General features: G+C 64.1%; 27 protein-coding genes. 7 read left to right on the forward strand and 20 right to left on the reverse strand.

Annotation, left to right across the window (positions count from 1 at the left end; all coding sequences use genetic code 11):
- Positions 1-11: 11 nt before the first annotated feature.
- From BTO32_RS11340 to BTO32_RS11360, 5 genes are all read right to left on the reverse strand, one after another.
- Complete coding sequence (locus BTO32_RS11340; RefSeq protein ID WP_076724747.1) at positions 12-356, reverse strand: hypothetical protein; 345 nt, start codon at positions 354-356, stop codon at positions 12-14.
- A complete protein-coding gene (locus BTO32_RS11345) occupies positions 356-1,369 on the reverse strand; it encodes a phage tail-collar fiber domain-containing protein (RefSeq protein ID WP_076724748.1) in 1,014 nt (337 codons plus the stop codon). The genes BTO32_RS11340 and BTO32_RS11345 overlap by 1 nt, the downstream gene beginning before the upstream one ends.
- Complete coding sequence (locus BTO32_RS11350) at positions 1,366-2,004, reverse strand: phage tail protein I (RefSeq protein ID WP_076724749.1); 639 nt, start codon at positions 2,002-2,004, stop codon at positions 1,366-1,368. Before BTO32_RS11350 ends, BTO32_RS11345 begins: the two co-directional genes overlap by 4 nt.
- 65 nt (positions 2,005-2,069) lie before the next feature.
- On the reverse strand, positions 2,070-2,966 hold the full coding sequence (locus BTO32_RS11355; protein ID WP_076724750.1) for a baseplate assembly protein: 897 nt from the start codon (positions 2,964-2,966) through the stop codon (positions 2,070-2,072).
- A gap of 70 nt (positions 2,967-3,036) precedes the next feature.
- Entirely contained in the window at positions 3,037-3,363 is a 327-nt protein-coding gene (locus BTO32_RS11360; RefSeq protein ID WP_281171138.1) for a GPW/gp25 family protein, read from the reverse strand.
- 78 nt (positions 3,364-3,441) lie between these two features.
- Between BTO32_RS11360 and BTO32_RS11365 the strand changes: the two genes are divergently transcribed.
- Both BTO32_RS11365 and BTO32_RS11370 read left to right on the forward strand, forming a co-directional pair.
- On the forward strand, positions 3,442-3,699 hold the full coding sequence (locus BTO32_RS11365; RefSeq protein ID WP_027853047.1) for a type II toxin-antitoxin system ParD family antitoxin: 258 nt from the start codon (positions 3,442-3,444) through the stop codon (positions 3,697-3,699).
- Positions 3,700-3,711: 12 nt separating this feature from the next.
- Positions 3,712-4,011, forward strand: a complete 300-nt coding sequence (locus BTO32_RS11370) for a type II toxin-antitoxin system RelE/ParE family toxin (RefSeq protein WP_027853048.1) — start codon at positions 3,712-3,714, stop codon at positions 4,009-4,011.
- Between the two features lie 220 nt (positions 4,012-4,231).
- Here the strand turns inward: BTO32_RS11370 and BTO32_RS11375 are convergent, their stop codons facing one another.
- From BTO32_RS11375 to BTO32_RS11430, 12 genes are all read right to left on the reverse strand, one after another.
- Positions 4,232-4,813: a phage baseplate assembly protein V gene (locus BTO32_RS11375; RefSeq protein WP_076724751.1), complete on the reverse strand. Its 582-nt coding sequence runs from the start codon at positions 4,811-4,813 to the stop codon at positions 4,232-4,234.
- On the reverse strand, positions 4,797-5,303 hold the full coding sequence (locus BTO32_RS11380) for a hypothetical protein (RefSeq protein ID WP_076724752.1): 507 nt from the start codon (positions 5,301-5,303) through the stop codon (positions 4,797-4,799). The genes BTO32_RS11375 and BTO32_RS11380 overlap by 17 nt, the downstream gene beginning before the upstream one ends.
- Entirely contained in the window at positions 5,303-5,836 is a 534-nt protein-coding gene (locus BTO32_RS11385) for a phage tail protein (protein WP_076724753.1), read from the reverse strand. The genes BTO32_RS11380 and BTO32_RS11385 overlap by 1 nt, the downstream gene beginning before the upstream one ends.
- A gap of 14 nt (positions 5,837-5,850) precedes the next feature.
- Positions 5,851-6,174: a head-tail joining protein gene (locus BTO32_RS11390; protein ID WP_076724754.1), complete on the reverse strand. Its 324-nt coding sequence runs from the start codon at positions 6,172-6,174 to the stop codon at positions 5,851-5,853.
- A complete protein-coding gene (locus BTO32_RS11395) occupies positions 6,167-6,508 on the reverse strand; it encodes a hypothetical protein (RefSeq protein ID WP_076724755.1) in 342 nt (113 codons plus the stop codon). Before BTO32_RS11395 ends, BTO32_RS11390 begins: the two co-directional genes overlap by 8 nt.
- A gap of 9 nt (positions 6,509-6,517) precedes the next feature.
- Positions 6,518-7,552, reverse strand: coding sequence for a major capsid protein (locus tag BTO32_RS11400; RefSeq protein ID WP_084206835.1), 1,035 nt, complete (start codon positions 7,550-7,552; stop codon positions 6,518-6,520).
- A 12-nt stretch (positions 7,553-7,564) separates the two neighbouring features.
- Entirely contained in the window at positions 7,565-7,951 is a 387-nt protein-coding gene (locus tag BTO32_RS11405; RefSeq protein WP_217697020.1) for a head decoration protein, read from the reverse strand.
- Positions 7,952-7,961: 10 nt separating this feature from the next.
- The gene (locus BTO32_RS11410) at positions 7,962-9,197 is read right to left on the reverse strand and encodes a S49 family peptidase (protein ID WP_076724756.1); all 1,236 of its coding nucleotides are present in this window, start codon (positions 9,195-9,197) and stop codon (positions 7,962-7,964) included.
- Positions 9,169-10,668: a phage portal protein gene (locus BTO32_RS11415; protein ID WP_076724757.1), complete on the reverse strand. Its 1,500-nt coding sequence runs from the start codon at positions 10,666-10,668 to the stop codon at positions 9,169-9,171. Before BTO32_RS11415 ends, BTO32_RS11410 begins: the two co-directional genes overlap by 29 nt.
- A gap of 132 nt (positions 10,669-10,800) precedes the next feature.
- Positions 10,801-11,028 carry a gpW family head-tail joining protein gene (gene gpW / locus BTO32_RS11420; protein WP_027853054.1) on the reverse strand — a complete coding sequence of 76 codons (228 nt, stop codon included), beginning with the start codon at positions 11,026-11,028 and terminating at the stop codon, positions 10,801-10,803.
- A 9-nt stretch (positions 11,029-11,037) separates the two neighbouring features.
- Positions 11,038-13,029, reverse strand: coding sequence for a phage terminase large subunit family protein (locus BTO32_RS11425; protein WP_084206837.1), 1,992 nt, complete (start codon positions 13,027-13,029; stop codon positions 11,038-11,040).
- 34 nt (positions 13,030-13,063) lie between these two features.
- Positions 13,064-13,600 (reverse strand): elements of external origin, encoded by a 537-nt coding sequence (locus BTO32_RS11430; protein WP_076724759.1) that lies wholly within the window; start codon positions 13,598-13,600, stop codon positions 13,064-13,066.
- A gap of 70 nt (positions 13,601-13,670) precedes the next feature.
- Between BTO32_RS11430 and BTO32_RS11435 the strand changes: the two genes are divergently transcribed.
- From BTO32_RS11435 to BTO32_RS11455, 5 genes are all read left to right on the forward strand, one after another.
- Positions 13,671-13,886, forward strand: coding sequence for a hypothetical protein (locus BTO32_RS11435; protein ID WP_139339060.1), 216 nt, complete (start codon positions 13,671-13,673; stop codon positions 13,884-13,886).
- 11 nt (positions 13,887-13,897) lie between these two features.
- Complete coding sequence (locus BTO32_RS11440) at positions 13,898-14,110, forward strand: hypothetical protein (RefSeq protein WP_076724761.1); 213 nt, start codon at positions 13,898-13,900, stop codon at positions 14,108-14,110.
- Between the two features lie 10 nt (positions 14,111-14,120).
- Positions 14,121-14,552 (forward strand): DUF3489 domain-containing protein, encoded by a 432-nt coding sequence (locus tag BTO32_RS11445; protein WP_076724762.1) that lies wholly within the window; start codon positions 14,121-14,123, stop codon positions 14,550-14,552.
- Between the two features lie 67 nt (positions 14,553-14,619).
- On the forward strand, positions 14,620-15,897 hold the full coding sequence (locus tag BTO32_RS11450; protein WP_076724763.1) for an AAA family ATPase: 1,278 nt from the start codon (positions 14,620-14,622) through the stop codon (positions 15,895-15,897).
- Between the two features lie 2 nt (positions 15,898-15,899).
- Entirely contained in the window at positions 15,900-16,541 is a 642-nt protein-coding gene (locus BTO32_RS11455) for an RloB family protein (RefSeq protein WP_076724764.1), read from the forward strand.
- A 250-nt stretch (positions 16,542-16,791) separates the two neighbouring features.
- On the opposite strand, the gene BTO32_RS11460 is transcribed toward BTO32_RS11455, so the two are convergent.
- From BTO32_RS11460 to BTO32_RS11470, 3 genes are all read right to left on the reverse strand, one after another.
- The gene (locus tag BTO32_RS11460; RefSeq protein ID WP_076724765.1) at positions 16,792-18,057 is read right to left on the reverse strand and encodes a site-specific DNA-methyltransferase; all 1,266 of its coding nucleotides are present in this window, start codon (positions 18,055-18,057) and stop codon (positions 16,792-16,794) included.
- A gap of 248 nt (positions 18,058-18,305) precedes the next feature.
- Positions 18,306-18,692: a DUF6362 family protein gene (locus tag BTO32_RS11465; protein ID WP_076724766.1), complete on the reverse strand. Its 387-nt coding sequence runs from the start codon at positions 18,690-18,692 to the stop codon at positions 18,306-18,308.
- Positions 18,692-19,177 carry a crossover junction endodeoxyribonuclease RuvC gene (locus BTO32_RS11470; RefSeq protein ID WP_076724767.1) on the reverse strand — a complete coding sequence of 162 codons (486 nt, stop codon included), beginning with the start codon at positions 19,175-19,177 and terminating at the stop codon, positions 18,692-18,694. Before BTO32_RS11470 ends, BTO32_RS11465 begins: the two co-directional genes overlap by 1 nt.
- Between the last annotated feature and the right edge of the window lie 145 nt (positions 19,178-19,322).

Genomic DNA, 19,322 nt, shown 5'->3' on the forward strand with positions numbered 1-19,322 from the left:
CCAGGGGATTATCAGGGTTGGATCGCGGCCAGATCCGCCGGATCGGCGGCAGGATCATTGGACCAATTGCGACAGGCATCGATGAACTTACCCATGGTGACGATGGCTTCGCTGTCGCCCGCGCGCAGGACATTGAGCTGGCGCCACTCGGGGTAGTATTCGAGGATGTGCGCCCGGGCCTGGCGCCGGCGCAGCTCCTCCGGTGCGATGTCTTCCCGAGCGGGGATCAACGTGCCATCCACCCAGCCGTCGCCGGGGTTGGCCTCGCCGTCGAATTCCACCCACTCGAGTTCGGATTCGCAGCGCTCATTGTGGACACCCAGTATGATGCCGTCATCGATTTCCAGCCAAGCCATCACTTCCTCCAAAGTGCCAAGTAATTGATCTGGGAGGCAGCACGGTTTTCGGAGTTGTTGCACACTACGCGGACCCTGTCGCTCTGCCGGTGCCACTTCAGCCAAATGGAATCGTTGTCGTCCACTTCACCCGCGTAGTGCACCGCGCCGATGCTGGCGATGAATCCGATCAGGTGACTCATGGTGTAACCGTAAGGTGGGTAGATATCGACGTAGTTGTACGCCGTGCTGTCATAGCCGTTCCACCAACCCACCGAGGAGCGGCGTGCGGTGGTTTGCAGGCGACCGTAGGTCACACGCGTCTGTGATGCCAGAAGCACATAGCGACCGTCGTGGTTGTGGCTCGCCGGCGGGTAGGTCGAGGGCTTACCATCGATTTCAGCCCAGCCATGCTGGTGCGCAGACGGAGGATAGGCCGCCGGCTTGCCGTCGATCTGATCCCAAGGATGGTGATGGGATACCCGGGCATAGCGGGCGTCACCATGGGCGCGCATCCCGGCCGGGGTGACGGCCTCGTCTGGCACAGTGCCAGCTTTGGCCTCGGCCAGGGTCGCCAGCCGCACCACGCCCAACTGTTCCGTGGTGGCCGGAGAGAGATTGACCCCGCCGGTGCCGATCACCTTGACGCTGTCCGCCGGCAGGGCGCTCAGGGCCAGGTCGAAGGCCAACAGGAGATCCACCCCGGCGGCCTTGTAGGCCAGGGGCTGGCTCGGATGACTCCAGATCGCCAACAGGGTGCCGTCGTCGAGATAAAAGCCGATCTCGCGCACCCAGTAGGCCAGCTGCCCGTCCTCGATTGCGGTGATATGGATCTGGTTGTCGGAGAGCCGGTTGCCGTTGCTGATCGGGATCCGGCGCTTTTCGCGTTTCAGAGCGGTGGCCGAAGCCTCCGGCGACCAGCCCTGATCCCCCAGGGCCACCTCGACGATGTTGGCCTGGAGGCCGGAATGGGTGGCATTGAAGACGGCGGTGATCCCCGCCTGGGTGATCACCGGTTTGAAAGCTGTGCTCATACGGATTCCATCGCTACACGAAAGACGGTATAGAGGCGTTGAAAGCCGCCCAGGTGAACGGCGCCGGCGAGTCTCGCACCCAGGTAATGGGCCTCTCCGGCCTCGCGCGTTCGCGCCGTCGTTTGAGCGACGGCGGCCAGTCCCAGCTCGGCGCCGAAACGGGCGCCGACCTTGAAGTCGTAGTGGCTGCGCACCGGTTTTGCCGTATCCACCGCGCGTTTCAGCGACCGGTAGTAGTCGGCGGTGAGCAGCGGTGCGTCGTCTTCCCGAAAGTTGTCACCGGCCCAAGCCGTGACCGAGAAGGTGTGGGGTGGTCCGTCGATCTCGAACCACTCGCGCAGCTCCACCTGCACTCCCAACACGGCCATGGCGCGGCGCACGGCCTCCACGGTGCCCTTGCGCCGGTGGATCACGACGCTCTCGGCGATGACCTTGCGCTTGACGACGGTGGGCCAATCGCTGTCCCAGGCATCGACTGACAGCGCCCAGGCCAGCCAGGGCAGCAGGTTTTCCGGGCAGGTTTGCGGGTCCCACAGGGTCTGGACCAGCACCGGCAAGTTGCTGGCGCGCTCGGTCACCTGTTCGAGCGCGCGCTCACTGGACGTGGCATTCAGCGGTAGCAGGCTGTTATTCATGGCGCACCTCCCTGTGCGCCACCCTTAGGGCAGCCTTCGGCTGTGATAAACGCCAGTCCTGTCGTTTATTCATCCCTACCTCCCGTCTGCACCGACACCTCGGTGCACCACGCGGCCTCCTGCGGAGCGATCACCAGATCGCGTGTGGGTTGTTGCAACACCACCCGCTGGACACCGGGCTGATGCAACGCGGCATACAAACCCGAAAGAGTGATGTCGTTGCCGAGCAAATGGTGGCGCGCCACATAGTCACGGGCGGCCGCTTCCGCCGCCTGGCGCACTACTTCAGCATCCGGCCCTTCGTAGAGCCGCAGTTCGGCCTCCACGCGGTATTTCAGTATCCGCGGCTTCTGGACCCTTACCTGATCCGTCAGCGGGCGGACCGACTCGGCATCGAGGCGTTGCGCCACCGCCGCCAGCAAGGCGTCGTCCGGCATGCCGATGCCCTCGGTGGACAGGACCGTCACCACCACCTTGCCGGGTTCGGGGCTGGTCACGTCCACATCCTTCACCCGCGGGCTGGCCGCCAGGCTGTGGAAGACGTAGCTGCCCACCGGGCCGGCGGTGCTGTGCCCCTCCAGACTCAGCTGCACCCGCTTGCGCAGCCGGTCGTCGGATTCGTACCGGGGTGGCACGGGTGGAATGGCCTCGGCATCGCCGGGATCGATGAGCTGGCGCTCCACGCCGAAGAAGGCGGCAAGGTTATCCAGGTCCGCACCCCGGGCGTAGGCCAGCATCACAGCGCGGCTGGCGTCGTTGATGCGGGCTCGGAGCAGCAACTCCCGGTAGGCCGCCACCTCGAGAATCTTGTAGACGGGGTCGCTCTCCACCAGCGCGGAAAACCCCGGCGCTCGCGACCGCAAGTCCTCCAGCATGGCCGCCAGGATCGCCTCGTAGTCCAGGCTTTCCACGACTTCCGGCGAGGGCAGTCGGGCCAGGTCGATGGCGCTGAAACCTGTCATGCCGCACCTCCCTGTGCGGCACCCTGACAGGCGCCCTTCGGGCGTGCAAAACGCCAATCCTGTCGTTTTGTCATACCTCTATCCCTTCCAGTCGTATGGGTCGGCCGCTGGGACGGTACTCGCCTTCCAGCAAGAGATGCAGACGACCTGAGGCGATCTGCTCCACCTGGATGCGGCTGACCTCCAGACGCGGCTCCCACCGGCGCAGGGCCTCGGCCGCCGCCGCGTAGATCTCCACCAGGGTCTTGCGATTCATGGGCGCATCCACCCACTGGTACAGCCGGGACCCGTAGTCCCGCCGCATGACCCGCGAACCCAGGGGTGTGGTCAGGATGTCGACGATCGACTGGCGCAAGTGGGCCTCACCGGTCAACCATTGGCCGGTGATTCGGTTCATTCCGTCCATACAAACTTTGACAATATTTGTATTCTGTGCTACCTTTGCAGTTAGACACGTGAACTTTGGAGCAGGCAGATGCACGTCTCTCTCACCCCCGAACTGGAAGCCCGAGTCAAGGCCAAGGTCGAGACCGGCCTCTACAACAACGCCAGCGAAGTGATTCGCGAGGCGCTGCGCTTTATGGAGACCCACGAGGACTGGATTCACGAGATCAAGCTCGCGCGTCTGCGTGAGCAACTGCAGGCTGGCCTGGATCAGCTCGATCGCGGCGAAGGTGTGGCCATCCGGTCAAAAGGCGCTTTGGATGCGCTCTTTCAAGACATCCAGGGATAGGCTCGACACTGCATGATGGCCTATACCCTGGTTATATCCCCCGTTGCTCGCGATGACTTAAAACAGATCTACCAATACGGAGCCCTCAACTGGGGAATATCGCGGGCAACCAGTTACCTTGAGCATATCAAGGAACAGCTGTGGCACTTAACTGAACACCCGGAAATGGGCGTAATGCGCGACGAGCTACTGCCCGCCATGCGCAGTCTTTCCGTTGACAGCCATGTGGTTTTCTACCGCTTGCAGGAGCTTCAGGTGCAAATTGTTCGGGTCTTGCATGCCAGGCAGGATCCCCAACTGCACATCAAGTAATTTCAATTGACTAGGAGGGAGTTGTGGATTCGACAAGAGAACACAGCCGGCCTCACAAGTCGCCTCAATCAATCAGCGAAGAACCTCAGGCAATCAAGCTCACTGCCGAGGACTCAGCAACCTTTCTTGAAAGGCTGTGCTCCCCCGTTCACTTCAACGATAAGTTGATCGCGGCTTTCAAAGAACATGATCAACGCGTCACCAGCAAATAGGTCATCACCTACTGCGTTTGATCAGGTGTACCGGTTGAACTCGGCCCTGAAACCACGCCTGGATGGCTATGACCGTTGTAGATCTCCCGGTCGGCCTGCATCGAGCGGGTGTGGTCGGTGAGGTCACCGGAGGCGCGGATATGGCCTTCCACCTCGACGTCGCCGACGATGCGCACACCGCCCGGCGAGATCAGCTGGGTGGTCGCCCCGGGCGGCAGCACCGCCTTGAGGGCATGGGCCTTGCGGTCGTATTCAATGACGGCACCGTCGCCGTAGACGACCCGGTGAACATGGGCCGCATGCCCCGGAGCCGGGTACGCCTGCTGATGCAGCGAGCCCAGCACCACTCCCTGGGCCAGATCGCCGCTGGGCGACAGCACGAGTACCTGCTCGCCGATCTCCACCGGCCACCAGCAGTTGTCCCCGCCGGCCCGCGACGTCATCACGGGCAGCCAGGCGGTCTCCAGTTCACCGATCCGGATCCGCAGGCGCGGGATGTCGCCGGCGTAATCCGCAGCGATGACGCGCCCCAGCCGGATCAGATTGGCCAGCCGCCGGTGCAATTCGGTGACTTCAAACGTCAGGGTCATCGCCTGTCAGCTCCAGTTGATCTCCGGCTTCGCCGTTCCAGCCGAGGATGACGGTGTCTGGAACGATGCCCTCGCCCGCCCAGACGCTGTCGCCCACGCGCAGGGTATGGGTCCATTCCACCAGCCAGATGCGGTGCCCCTGGTACTCCGGGCTGAAATGATCGGGGGCTGCCTGTTTGAGGTTGGCACGCCCGACATTGAGCGCCGGCCAGGCGTGATCGTAGAGCCAGAGCATCACGCCCTGTACCAGGCTCCAGAGCACGGTCTCGGGCTGCCGGTCCGAGACCAGGACTCGCGCCTCCCAGTGCGTGATCAGGGCCAGTTCGCCGGTCCCCGGATCCCGGGCCGGCTCCAGCTCTGCCAGATCCAAAAAGATGGCCGGCAGGCGCACCTCGTCCCGGCGCTTGGGAAAGGGGCTGCAGTGCCGAACGCCGGCGATCTGCGCCAGCCCCTCCAGCAGGGTTTGATGCAGCAGGGTCAATCGGTCCATCAGGCGACCCTAGACAAGTAACGCAGCTCGCGCTGGAATAGGGTTTCGAAGTGGCGCAAGGCCGGCCCATCGGAAAGATCCTCCATGACGTTGGCCATGCGCCCGGTGACCACCAACTGCACCTCCTGAATGGGCAGCCGCGCCTTGCCGCGGCGCCGAAACACGCCCTGGTGTCCATTCGGCATGTCGGCCAGGAAGGCGTGATCCCAGTGGCGGCGACCCACCTGCACCCCTCTTGCCGTTTGCCGTGGGGTGCCCAGGGCCGCGGCCTTGATCACGCCGGCCGTCTTCGCCAGGGCCACTCCGGCCTCGGGTCGGCTGTTGCGCGCCCGCAGCAGCACCAAGCCCGGGCGCACCGCACCCACCTTGACGTCCAGCGAACGGGCGGTATCCCGCGTCACTTGCGTACGCAGCCAGCGCGCCGTCTTGTTCAACGCCCGCACCGCCGCCTTGCGGGTCTGGTCCTCGCTGGCGGCCAGCGCCTGGGGCCACTGGGACAGCGGCGGCTTGGGGGTAATTTGCAGTGCCAACATGGTTCACTCCGTTGTCACTCTCGTTCCACCGGCAAGGCTGGTGCGATCCACACCAGCTGGTGCAAATCCAGCCGCGGCTCGGCTTCGAGCCGGTAGACCCGGCCCTCGAGCTGGATCTCATCGCCCCGGTGGGGCTGCGGCACTTCCGAGACACGGAACTCCAGCTCGGCATCCTCGCCGTGCACTCGCCCCTCACCCAGCTCGAACAACTGCTCCGGGCGCCGGGCGATCACCCGGATGGTCATCGCCGCCTGCGTTGCTGGGATATAGGTGGCCTCCCGGCCCAGGTGCCGGAACTGACTGTCAATGGCGCGGGCGAAACGCGCCCGGCTATTCATCGTCTGCTGTGTCGGCGGCGAGGCGCTGGTAGGTCGCCCAGGCCTGGTCGCGATCGGCAGCGGTGATGTCCCGCCCCAGCACCGCTTCGATGGCCTTCACGTTGGGTTTGCCGTCCTTGCCGAAGGACTCGGAATCGAGATCGGCGATGGCGTCCACGATGGCATCGATCAGCTCGGCGGTGTCGATGGCGACGGGCTCACCCGGTCGCGCGAAGCCACGGTCGATCAGGCGCCGGGCTTCGTCCTCGGGAACATCCACCGGCTCGCCGGGCAGCACCGTGGCGGCCTGCTCCGCGCGTCCGACGCGCAGGGCAATGAGGGGAATGATCTGCATACCGGCCTCCTATCGAACGGTCGCGCAGAAGGATGCATTGGGACGGTAGGGCACGATCAACGGCGCCGATTGCATCAGCAGCCAGCGCACCGCCGGGTCCTCCTCCAGCCAGGATTTGGCGAAGTAGCGGTTGGCCTTGTAACGGGCCTTCTCGTCCTGGATCACGCCGTAGCACCGGGTGCCTTCCAGCATGGACTGGCTGGCCATCAGCACCGTGTAGTCCGGCAGCAGGTTCCGGGGCTGGCCGTCATCGTCCACGTAGAGGTCGTTGTAGACCCAGAAATCGAAGTCGCCGATGGAGCCCACGTAGCGGGCCTTCTCATTGCCCTGGCCGCGTACCATGGGGTCGACGCTGAGGGTAATGCCGGTGCCTCGGCGGATATCCAGCAGGCGCTCCACCTTGTCCTTGTTCTTGAACAGGCGCCAGGCCTTGGGATCCATCACCACGGTGCGGGCCGCCACCCCGGACTTGCTCTGGATCAGCGCCGCCCAGTCCTCGATGTCGTCGAGCACGTTGGTGGCCGGCAGGTCCCAGGTGTTGCCCTCGCTGAGAGCCAGGGTCAGGGCCGGGTCGCGCTGGAAGTCCACCACCACGGTCGGGTAGTTCTCGCCGGAGACGGTGACCCTGCCAGTGCGCAACGCCTCGCTGGCCATCACCTCCTCGCGCCGGGTGAGGTTTTCCAGCTGGTTGACCAGCGCCTTGTTCAGCGCCGCCTCGCGCCGGTACTGGGGCGACAGGGCGCCGCCGATCTTCTCGCCCACCAGGCGCTTGAGGGGCGCATTGGGATCGAAGCGGCGTTTGTCCTTCACGTAGGCCGGTTTGAAGCTCTTGGTCTCGAAGCCCTCCTCGTCGACCACCTTGCCCGCCACCAGCGGCGAGACGAACGGCGCCAGGCGCGGACGCGACTTGTCGATATCGAAGTGGATCTCCTCGGAGTCCTCGGTCTGCACCGAGCCGAAGAAGGTGTCCAGCAGGAAGGAGGCGGATCGCTCCAGGTGTTCCACGGTCCGGTTCAGGACGTGCGTCGAAAAGATATCAATCATGGTGCTCGCTCCTTACACCGGTTGGTTTTTGCGCAGGAACAGACTGCGGTCACGGAAGGCCTCCCGGACGCTGTCCAGCGTGTGGCCGGTGCCCAGGGACAGGGCCAGTTCGTTGAACTCACCGGTGAAATAGACGACGGCCTGCCGGTCGCCGGCGGTGGTGTCCACCGCCTCCGCCAGAATCGCATCCGGCGTCTGGGAGCCGTCCTCGGCCTCGAGGGTGCTGATGCGGTAGCGGCCATTGGCCGAGATCCGCCCCAGCACGGCGCCGACCGGCAGGGCGACGCCACCGGTGATAGTGACCAGCCGGCTCACCCTGGGGTACTCGCCGGCGATCAGGTTGTCGGGCCGCGTGGCGCCCTGATCGGTGAACCCTGCAGCAATGCCTGGAATCGTCACGTCTTACCTCCTATCGATAGGCTGCGAGGCGCTTGGCAACGTCTTCCAGCGCGTCCTCTTCGTCATCACCATCCGGCTCGATCGCCGGGTTGCCCATGGCGGCCATCACCTGCTCGAAACCGCTCGTGGCGGTCGGTGTCTCTGGGGCCTGAGCCGCCTGCACCGGAGCCGCCTCCAGCGCGGCCACCGCCATCTCGGCGGGCATGTCGGTGGCAAAGGCCAAGTGCCGGGCCAGTTGCTCACGCCCCTGGGCCGACTCGGCACCGACGATGGCGCCGATGCGTTCGCGCTCCTGGGCGCGCCCCTGATCCACCCCCTGGGCGATCAGCGCGGCCACCAGCTGCGGGTGCTCCGCCTGCAGTGTTTCCAAATCCATGACGGTTTCCTCGTGTTGCAAAGTCGATGTGTGGGGTTGTCGGGACGGCCCGGGTGACGGGTTGCCCGCGGGTTTGCTGTCCGGGATGTCGGCGATGGTTTTCTCGAGCGACCCGGTGCGGTCGGCCAGGCCGTTCTGAACCGCCTTGCGGCCCACCAGCACGTCGCCCGCACCGAAATCCTTCACCACCTTGGTCGGGTCGACGCCGCGGTTACGCGCGACGGTGTCGATGAACACCTGAGCCATGGCGTCGATGCGGGCCTGCAGTCGCAGCCGTCCCTCGTCCGACTGGGGATCCAGCCGTTTCAGCGGGCTTTGCGAGGAGACGATCTCCACCCGATCCGAGGCCGCCTCGCCACCCCGGTACACCGCCACAACGCCGATCGATCCGAGCGAGGAGGTTTCCGACACCACGATCTGGTCGCAGGCGGAGGCGATCCAGTAGGCGCCGGAGGCGGCGTCGCCCGAGGCATAGGCGAGAATGGGCTTGATGCCGCGGGCCTCGTAGATCATGTTGGCGAACTCGGCGCAGCCGTTGACCTCGCCACCCGGGGAGTCGATGTCCAGCACGATGCCGCGGATGTCTGGGTTGTCCAGCGCCGCGGTGAAGTCTTTGGCGAGGATCTCGTAGCTGGAGGCGCCGCTGATCGCCGTGAACAGATTGGCGTAGCGGAACAGCGGCCCCACCACCGGGATCACGGCCACGCCATCGCGCTCCTCGGTGACCTGGGTATTGATCAGGTTGCGGCCCCGGCGTGCCGAGAGCGCCTGGGGCAGCTCGTGTTCACGGGCGGCGATCGTCAGGATGGTGCTCAGGGCCGATTCGGTGATGGCCCAGGGCTCACCGGCGGCGTGGTTCCAGAATCTCATCGTCTCGTTCATCCTCGTCGGCGGTGGGCGGCGGCGCTTCTCCCAGGACCAGGCCCAGCTCGCGCAGCTTGTCCTGCTCGCGGGCGCGCTGCTCCAGGACTTCCTCCCAGTCGAGGCCCTGGGCCGCACACTCGTCCTCGAGCGTGGACAAACCGATCTCCATGCGCAGCTTCGACGCCTGCGCCTCCTTGACCGGGTCGATCCAGCCGCGCCCGGGGCCGATCCATTTGCAGCGTGTCCACAGCGCCTTGTTCTGATAGAAGCCGGGGGCTTCGATCAGCCCCTTATTGATCGCCTCCTCCAGCCAGAGCTCGTACACCGGCCTGGCCCAGTAGGTCGCCAGCCACAGCCGGCGCCCGGTGAAGAAGCGCCAGGCCTCCATCAGGGCGGCGCGGGCCGAGGCGTAGTTGGTCTTGGAGAAGTCCTTCATCAGCAGCTCGAACGGCAGGTTAAGGCCGGTGCCGATGTGGCGCAGGACGTTCTCGACGAAACTCGCATAAGCCGCGTTGGGGCGGCTCGGGGTGAAGGGCGCCACCTTGTCGCCCGGGAAGACCGGGATGACGGCGCCGCCCTGCAGCTTGACCTGCCATTCGTTGCGCGCGGCGATGTAGTCCTCGGTGGAGCCGCCAAACATCTCGCTGATGGCTTCCCCGTCCAGGGGCGTTTCGATGAAGGCGGCGATCATGGCGTTGACCACCGCCGCCTGCAGTGCCGAGCGCTCGTAGTGATCGAGCATCTTGAACAGCGGCATGATGCTGCTCAGGATGGGCTTACCACGGCTCTGGCCGGTGCGTTCCTTGTCGTGCACATGGATCACCCGCAGGCGACCGAAGGCCGTGCGCACCGGGATGCGTTGCCACTGCGCGCCGGTCTCCGTCGTCCCCATCAGCCGGTCACCGGGATGGGTCCTGCGGATCCAGTAGGCCAGCGGCGCGCCGTAGGCATCGGTTTCGATGCCGCCGCGCAATCTGCGGTCATCGAGGCGGTTCGCCGGGGTGGCCAGGCGGTCCGGCTCGACCAGCTGAAGCGTGGTGGCGAAGCGGGTGTGGCGCTTGGGCAGCCACAGCGGCAGTGCCAACGCCTCACCGTTGACCAGGCCAGAGCGGAATACCTGCGCCGTCAGCCCGGCGAAAGTGAGGCTGCGGGCGGCGTCGCACTCGGTGGTCTCGGCCCAGCTGCGCCACAGTGCCTCGGTGCGGCGCGACCAGTCATCGGCCCAATCCTTGTCCCGCCCCAGGGCCTTGTAGTCCGGCAGTGCCGAGAGCCGCAGCCCGCCGCCGACCACGTTGTCCACCAACGTCTGGATGGCGCCGGCGGCGACGCCGTGGTTGCGCACCAGGTCCCGCGAGCGGGCGACCAGGGTCGGCAACTCGCCGATGAGGTCCGCGTCCGGCGAGCCCACGGGCGGCAACCAGCTGGCCAGTTCCCGGGCCGTCAGCGAGGCGGCGCGATGGGCGGTGTCCTGAGCCATGGGTGACGCACAGGGACGTGCTAATGCCGCGGGAGCCATGGATGGCGGGAGCGGCCTGCCATCCGGCCCCAGTATTTGCGGCCGCACTGCAGTGCTGGACTGAATAGGGCTCACCTCTTGTGTACCTCGGGTTCAGAATTTCATGAGCAGCGGGCCTCGGCGCGGCTTGCCCTCGCGCGTGGCGATCTCGGCTTTGAGCCGGGCGATATAGGCTTCGAGGGCGCCCCGGTCGGTCTGGGCGTAGGTGGTGGCGCCATAGCCGCCCACCGACACCGTGACCTCCCGCTCGCCGATCATCAGGCGATGGAGGGCACCCTCCGCCTCCAGCAGCCGCTGGCGCAGAGTGGTCGTCTCGGTCATGGCGAATCCTCAGAGGTAGGGATCGTCGGCCGTCACAGTCGCCCGTTGCGGCAGTGGCCGCAGCGCTTTGACGGGGGCCGCCGGCGGCACGGCCGGCCGAACCAGCTCGGCTTCCGCCACGGGCCGGGCATCGACGCCAAGCGCCTGTTCGAGCCGCTTCCAGTGGATCTCCTTGAAGCGGTCGAGCCCGTAGATGCTGGCCGCCGCGCGGGCGTACACCCGGCAGTCCAGCGCCTCGTTGTTGCGCGCGGGGTCCTTCTCCCAGGTCGCCTTGGGAAAGCCCTTGTGCAGCCGGATGACCCGCTTTTCCGCAGTGAGCTGCTTGAAGTATTCCTCGCCGTATTGCGGGAAATGGCAGCTCCCGGGTGGGTAGGGCTCGCCGCCCGCCAGCGCTTCATCCGTCGGTCGCGGCAGCTTCAACCAGCGATAAAGTTCGACCTTGGCCACGGGACCGCTGACATTCCATACCCGAAGCCCCCGCCGCTTGCCGCCGGTATCGGCCTTGGAGACGCTGAGGATGAGTGCGGTCTCGGTATCGCGCCCTTTGACGGCCACTACGGTGCGCGGTTGCGAGGCCCGTGCGCCGGCGCCGCCCCAGACCGCCTGCGGATACTGGCGAACCCAGCCGTAGACTTCCTGGGTGGCGTAGCCCGAGTCCACGCACATGACGCGGATCGGCAGGGTGGTGCCGCAAGCGTGGGGCCAGTCGCGGCCGAGCAGTCGGTCGAGTTTTTTCCAGACCTCGGGCTGGGCGGTATCGCCGTCCAGCACCCGGTAGTCGACGGACCAGGATTCCTTGTTGCGGCCCCAGGCCACCACCTCGCACTCGAGGCGATCCCGCTGCACATCGACGCCGGCGGTGAGAAACAGACCGCCCGCCGGGACGATGCCGACCGGATAGGTTTCGCGCCGCTCGTAGAGCCGCTCCCAATCCGGCGCCTCGAACTCCTCCTCGTAGGGCTCGCCCAAGACGGTATTGACGAAGCCTTTCATCAGGTCGGAGTTCTGCTGCGCGGCCTCGAACATGCGCGCTGCCTCCCCCCAGGAGAACCAGCCCACGGGGCTGTAGAGGGAGGACAGATGGTAGCCCTGAGTACGGCCATCCCCCTCGGCCGTCGCCCGCCACTGCCCCCGTTCGAGCATGCGGGTCTTATGGTGCTCGTCGATCAGCCGCTCGCAGGCCTCGCAGCAATAGCGTGCAGCATCGGGCTCCCCCTCCGGCCAGCGCAGCTGACTGAAGCGCAGCGGCTGCTCATGGCCGCAGTGGGGGCACGGCACGAAGAAATAGCGCTGATCCGAAGCCTCGAACTCGCGCTGGATGCGCGAGGTGCCTTTGATGGTGGGCGTGCTCACCAGCAACACCTTGCGGCGGCGGGCGAACGTGGCCGAGCGCCGCTCCGCCAGCAGGATCGGATCACCTTCGCCCTCCACGTCGCCGGGGTAGCCGTCGATCTCGTCCATGAACAGATAGCGGGCGGGCATGGAGCGCAGTCCCACGGCGCTGTTGGCACCGGTCATCACCAGCACACCGCCGGGAAACTCCTTGGACAGGATGGTGTTGCCGGCATCCCGGCTGCGCGCCGGCGCCACCCGTTCCCGCAGCTCCGGCACGTCCTCCAGTTGCGGGTCGATGCGCTGGCGCGAGTTCCGCTTGGCCATCTCCACAGTGGGCGACACGGCCATCATCGGCCCCGGCGCCATGTGGATGACATAGCCGATCCAGTTGTTGCCGGCTTCGGTACCGCCCACCTGAGCGCCTTTCATGAACACCACCCGCTGCACCGGGGACGAGACCGACAGGCAGTCCATGATCTCGCGCAGGTAGGGCGTGCGCTTGGTGCGCCAGCGGCCGGGTTCGGCCGCCGACTTGGGCGACAGGCGGCGGAAACGATCCGCCCATTCCGACACGTTCAGCATCGGATCCGGCTTGAGCCCTTCCCGCCAGGCCCCCTCGATGTCTAAGGCACCCTCATAGTAATCCGTCTCACCGCTCCTCGGCATCCCTACCGTCGCGGCATTAGAACGTCTCTGTTCGTCACTCGACCTTGGGCTGGATGTCGGCGAGCTCCGATAAGTGCTGTCTGACATAGGCTTCCAGGGTGACATGCATCTTATGCGGCTCGACGTCCAGCTCGGCGGCCATCTGGGCCGACACCCGGGCCGGCCAGCTCAGCCAGGCATCCCGCTCTGCACGGGCCAGCCGGAACACGTGGGCGAGCGCCTTGGACCTATCCACCAGTTCCCGCTTCATCTGCTGCAGCTTCAGGCGGCTGGTCTGGGCCTTGAGGACCTCGTTGGCGGTCCGCGCCTGCATATAGGTGGTGCCACCGGTCGAGGTACCGCTTTCCTGCAGCGTCTCGGAGACCGCATCCAGCGCCGCTTTAGGCACCGCCTTCTGCTGGGGTTTGCGCTGCTGCGCCCGGTCGGTGTTGCGCCCCCATTCGGCATCGGCCCGGGCCACGTCGATGGTGCCGTCAGGCTCTGGTGTGATACGCCCGGCCTTGATCGCCTTGCGCACCGCCGTATCGGAGACTCCGCGGTGGCGCGCATAGGCACGCAATGACACACCCATCACTTAATCCGTTGTTTTCAGAGTGTTCTTAAGCTGAAAGTAGTTGATAAGCCGGGCGAAGGAAGCGTTCATGTCCCCACGATCGAACACCAACGGAGACCGGACGATGAACACGCCCCAACCAGCCACCCGCTACACCATCACCTTCCCCGGCGAGCGCCCCATGACCACCACCAAGGCGCTGATCCAGAGCCCGACCCTGCTCAAGGCCATCGCCCATATCGAGCGGGAACCCGGCTGCACCGGGCTGACCCTCGCCAACGGCATCCGCATCGACATCGCCTGAGGAGGGCCACCATGAGCAGGAAAACCACCGCCCTCGACGCCTTCATCGCCAGGAAAGCCGAGATCGACGCCATGCTGGCCCGGCTTCAGTCCCTCAGCGAGGAGCATTTCGGCGTCTCGCCGGACGAGGTGACCTGGGGACATGTGGGCGATCTCGCCCACTACGCCGAATCACTCAAGCAGATTTCCGACGCCGCCTTCAAAGAAGGCGAACATGCCGAATAAGGAGAACGACATGAGCAAACTGACCCCCACCCAAGAAACCATCCTCAAAGCCGCGGCGACTCGCCCGGGCGGCGACATCGAGCCGCTGCCCGCCACGATCAATGCCGGGCTCCGCCCCCGGGTGATCCTGGGGCTGCTGAGCCGCGGCCTCATAGACGAGCGCGACGGAGGTCACCGCATCAGTGAAGCGGGCTTTGCCGCCATCGGCATGACGCCGCCTCCGGCCGCCAAAACACCTCGACAGGGCACCAAGCAGGCCCGTCTGATCGGGATGCTGCAACGGTCGAAAGGGGCCAGCATTGAAGAGATCTGCGCAGAAACGGGCTGGCAGAAGCATACGGTCCGGGGCGTGTTCTCCAACACCCTGAGGAAGCGCCTTGGTCTCACGATCACCTCCCACAAGGACGAGGGGCAGCCGCGGCGTTATCGGATAAAATCGTGACAAATTAGGATTAAAATGCTATTTTTGCATGATATTGCCATTTTCAGCCACTTAATCGGTACCAAACATGCTTATAGAGTTTTCCACAGAGAACTTCAGATCCATCAAGGATGAGGTTCGCCTCAGCCTGGTGGCAGGGGCAGGCAAGGAGCTCTATGACACCAATGTGACTGAGCCTCAAATGCCCAAAGGGGTCAAAAGTATCCCCCTGCTCAGGTCAGCGGCCTTGTACGGCCCCAACGCCGGAGGCAAATCGAACATCATCAAGGCATTGGCCACCATGCAGCGGATCGTCATGACCTCCAGTCAGCAGCTGGAAGATTTGCCCGTCGTCCCCTTCAGGCTGAGTCGGCCAACCCTCGACAAACCATCCGCCTTCGAGGTGATTATTTTGTCCGAGGGCGTGCGCTATCAGTACGGTTTCTCGGCTACGTCTGAGGCCGTTCATGACGAATGGCTGTTTGCCTTCCCTAAGGGCCGCACCCAAACCTGGTTTGAGCGCAGCCTAAACCTGGAAACCGGTGAATATGAATACAATTTTGGCGACAAACTCACCGGTGATAAGGATGTCTGGAGACGCGCCACCCGACCCAATGCGTTGTTCTTGTCAACGGCAATCCAGTTAAACAGCCAGCAGCTTCAACCGGTTTTCAACTGGTTTGCCAATAGGCTGCGCATTGCCGGCGTGGGTGGCTGGTCGCCACATTTTTCCATGCAATGGTGCAAAGACGACCGCAAGGAAAAGGTACTCGACTTCCTCAAAGCCGCGGACTTTGCCATATCGGACGTGAGGGTCGCTGAAGAAGATTTTTCTTCAGACACCTTCCCGCCCAATCTTCCGAGTCATGTGAAAAAGTTCCTAGAGTACGAACTCAAAGACAAGAAAAGACTCCGCCTGATCACCTCTCACAAGTCCGACACCGGCGATATGGTGGAACTCGATCTTGACGAAGAGTCCGATGGCACCCGCAAAATGTTCAGTTTTGCCGGCCCTTGGTTGGATTCGTTGGAAAAAGGCCATGTGCTCTTTATTGACGAGCTACATGACAATCTTCATCCATTGCTGGTGAAGTTTCTTGTCGAACTGTTTCACAACAGCGACACGAACAGTAATTTCGCGCAATTGATCTTTTCCACACACGAGACGTCCATCCTAAGCCAAGACGTTTTCCGTCGTGATCAGATCTGGTTCTGCGACAGGGCCAAGACCCAGGATACCAAGCTATACCCACTCACGGAGTTCAGCCCAAGAAAAGGTGTGGAAAACCTGGAGAGGGCTTATCTGTCAGGTCGTTACGGCGCCCTGCCATTCTTGCGAGCCATCACGCAAAATTTTGGGGGTTAAGCATGGCTCGACGCCGACCGAGACAGTCCAGTCAACTCAAGCGCAAGGCGCCTAAACGTGAACCCTATGATCGCGTGCTCATCGTTTGCGAAGGTGAGAAAACCGAGCCGGCCTACTTTGAGGACCTGAGAAATCATTACGGCCTGAGTACAGCCAATATTGCGGTCACCCCGGCCACTGGCTCGGATCCGGTTTCCGTCGTTCGGTATGCCAAGCGACTTCAAAATGAAGAGAAGAAGCAGGGCGAAAAGTTCGACCGCATCTATTGCGTTTTCGATCGCGATGAGCACACCAATTTTAACGCCGCCTGCCATCAGGTTCAGGTAAATCGCTTTGAAAGCGCTCGATCATGGCCTTGTTTTGAATATTGGCTGTTACTCCACTTTGGCTACCAGCGAAATCCCTTTATGCCGACTCAAGGCAGAACAGCCGCCCAAAACTGCGGATCGGCTCTGCGGCAAAATTTCCCTGACTATACAAAGGGCATGCGCGGCGCGTTTCAGGAGCTTCTCCCTCGTATCGAGGAAGCAAAGCAGCATGCCGAAAGAGCTCTCCGAGATGCTGAAGCAACAGGTGAACCAAACCCCTCGACTGAAGTCCACTTGCTGGTGGACTACCTACAGAACCTGAAAGAGAATCCATGAGCCCGAAGCCCAACCTTACCGAATCGGAATACCATGCAGCGCTCGCCGAAATTGAGTAGCTGCTACAAGAGGACGGTCCGACATGAAACGAGAATCCGCGAACTCTGCGATCTCATTGAAGCTCACGAAAACACGGTTCCGGAGCTGGTCGAATTTGAGCGCCAAGCCATGACCAAAGGCGGCCCATCGAGTGCCAAGAAATCATGATTTTCGGGCGCCTCTATCTCCCCCTGACCGGCTCGTCCAGTCCTCAGATTGCGTCATCCATTGATGGCTCCTCAATGGCCAGTTCATCGAACGTGGCCCCGTCTTCTGCGCGGCGCGCCTGTTCCCCGGTGTATTCCTGCCACCGGCGGATGATCACATCCACATATTTGGGATCGAGTTCCATCACGCGGGCGCGCCGGCCGGTCTTCTCGCAGGCGATCAAGGTACTGCCCGAGCCGCCGAACAGGTCCAGCACGATGTCCCGGCTCTTGCTGGAGTTGCGGATCGCCCGCTCCACCAGCTCCACCGGCTTCATGGTCGGATGCAGGTCGTTCTTGACCGGCTTGTTGAAGAACCAGACGTCGCCCTGGTCGCGCGCGCCGCACCAATAGTGATCGGCGCCTTCCCGCCAGCCGTAGAGGATGGGCTCGTACTGACGCTGATAGTCCGAGCGTCCTAGGGTAAAGGTGTTTTTGGCCCAGATGATGAAGGTGGACCATTTGCCGCCGGCCTCGCGGAAGGCGCGCTGCAGGGTATCCAGCTCGCTGGATGACATGGCCACGTAGCAGGCGCCCTTGGTGACCGCCAGCAGATTGCCGAGGGCCGCCTCGAGGAAGGCATGGAAGTCCGCGCCCAGGTTGTCGTTCAGGATGCGGCGGTCCTTGCCCCGCAGCTTGTCTTTGGCACTGTTGCCGTAATCGACGTTGTAGGGCGGATCGGTGAAGGCCATGTCGGCCAGATCGCCCGCCATCAGGGTCTCGAGTTCCTCGCGCCGGGTAGCGTCTCCGCAGAGCAGGCGGTGCTCACCCAACAGCCAGAGGTCGCCGGTCTTGCTGACCGGTTCCTCCTCGACTTCGGGCACCGCGTCGTCGTCCGTATGGCCGGACTCATCTTCCAGCCCCAACAGTTCGTCCAGCTCCTCATCGGAGAACCCGATGACGTCCAGGTCGAACCCCAGATCCTGCAGATCACCGAGTTCGAGTTTGAGCAGTTCCTCGTTCCAGCCAGCGTTCTCTGCGATCTTGTTGTCGGCGATCACCAGCGCCCGGCGCTGAGCTTCGGTGAGATGGCGCAGAACGATGACCGGCACCGTTTCGAGGCCCAGCTGCTGCGCCGCCATCAAGCGGCCGTGACCGGCGATGATGACGTTGTCATCACCCACCAGGATCGGATTGACGAACCCGAACTCCGCAATGGAGCCCGCGATCTGGGACACCTGCCCGTCGTCGTGGGTGCGCGCGTTGCGTGCATAGGGGATCAGGCGCTGGAGCGGCCAATGCTCCACCGACTCGACGCTGACTGTTTGCATGCTTGACCTTGGATGGAGTGGGTGCGCACTGCGAACCTGCGAACCCGGTTTTCGGGTCTGCCGCTAGCGAAATCCGGCGGCCTTGCGCCCCGCACTGCGCGGCCGGCCAGGAAGGACCCGTGGGGCTGCCCCTGAAATCAAAGAGGCCACGGGGTTGGTGCCGTGGCCTCGGGAGCAGTTCGCTCGCGATCTTAGCCAACATTGTGGCCGAAACCGGCGGTTTTGTCCCACCGGCGGTTTTGGCAGGTTCACGCGGAAACCTGCTCCTCTGCCAAACGTCTCGCGATCTTTAGCAACGCCCCTTCCCAATAGCGCTGGGCGGAGGTCTTCGGAAAGCCCGTCTCCCGCGAAATCGCCCGCCAGGGTGTGCGATAGGCACGCAACCAGATCAGCCGGCGCTCGCCGCGGTTGACCCAGCTGATCCAGGACAGGGTCTCCTCCATACGCGTCACCTGCTCCGGCGTGGCCTTCAGCCGTAGGGGACCGGGCTCCTGCCGCGCCAGTTCCCTCGGTTCGTAGCGGATCTCGGGCCAATAACTCGCGTAGCCGAGGCTGCGCTCGCCGGGCAGCTTGCGCAGGGTGGTGACGCACTCCTCGAACCGCTGCGCGACCTGCTCTGCCGTCCACTTTGCCATCACGCACCTCCCAGGCGGTGTTCCACCGCCCAATAGGCCAGCGCCAGCGCATCCGCCTCATTGTCGTCCGCCGGCCGGTGGCCGCGCTGCCGGGCGCTTGCGAGCATCATCGCCTTGCTGGCGTTGCCCTTGCCGGTGGCGTGACGCTTGATGGTCCCGACCGGCACGCCCTCGTAGGCGATGCCCTGGTGTTCGCACCAGGCGGTGAGGTGGGCCATGAAGCCACCGTAGGCGTGGGCGGCATCGACGCCGAGGTGGCGGCGTACCTCCTCGAAGAACACCATCCGGATCGGGCCGGCCTGGCTTTCGAGATCGCCCAGGAAACGGGTGAACTTCAAAAAGCGCATGCCGCCGCCCTGCCAGCGGTCGTTCTTGAAACGGGTCGTGCCACTGGTGATGACACCCTGGGCCGAGTGCAAGGCCCAGCCGGTGGTCGTGCCCAGATCAAGGCAGAGGATCACAGGCAGGCCTCGCGCCCGCGACATCCCCTCCCCGGGATGGAGAGCCTCCCCGGCCGGGGGCTCTCCTCTCCCGAAGGGAGAGTGGGTTCCCCCGCCATCTGAAAATCCGCCGCAATCCCCCGTGGGTTCAGGGTTTAGCGTCAGTTGGCAGCGCTCGCCCGCCATCTGC

This window comes from Marinobacter lutaoensis (assembly GCF_001981305.1).
GTDB lineage: Bacteria > Pseudomonadota > Gammaproteobacteria > Pseudomonadales > Oleiphilaceae > Marinobacter > Marinobacter lutaoensis.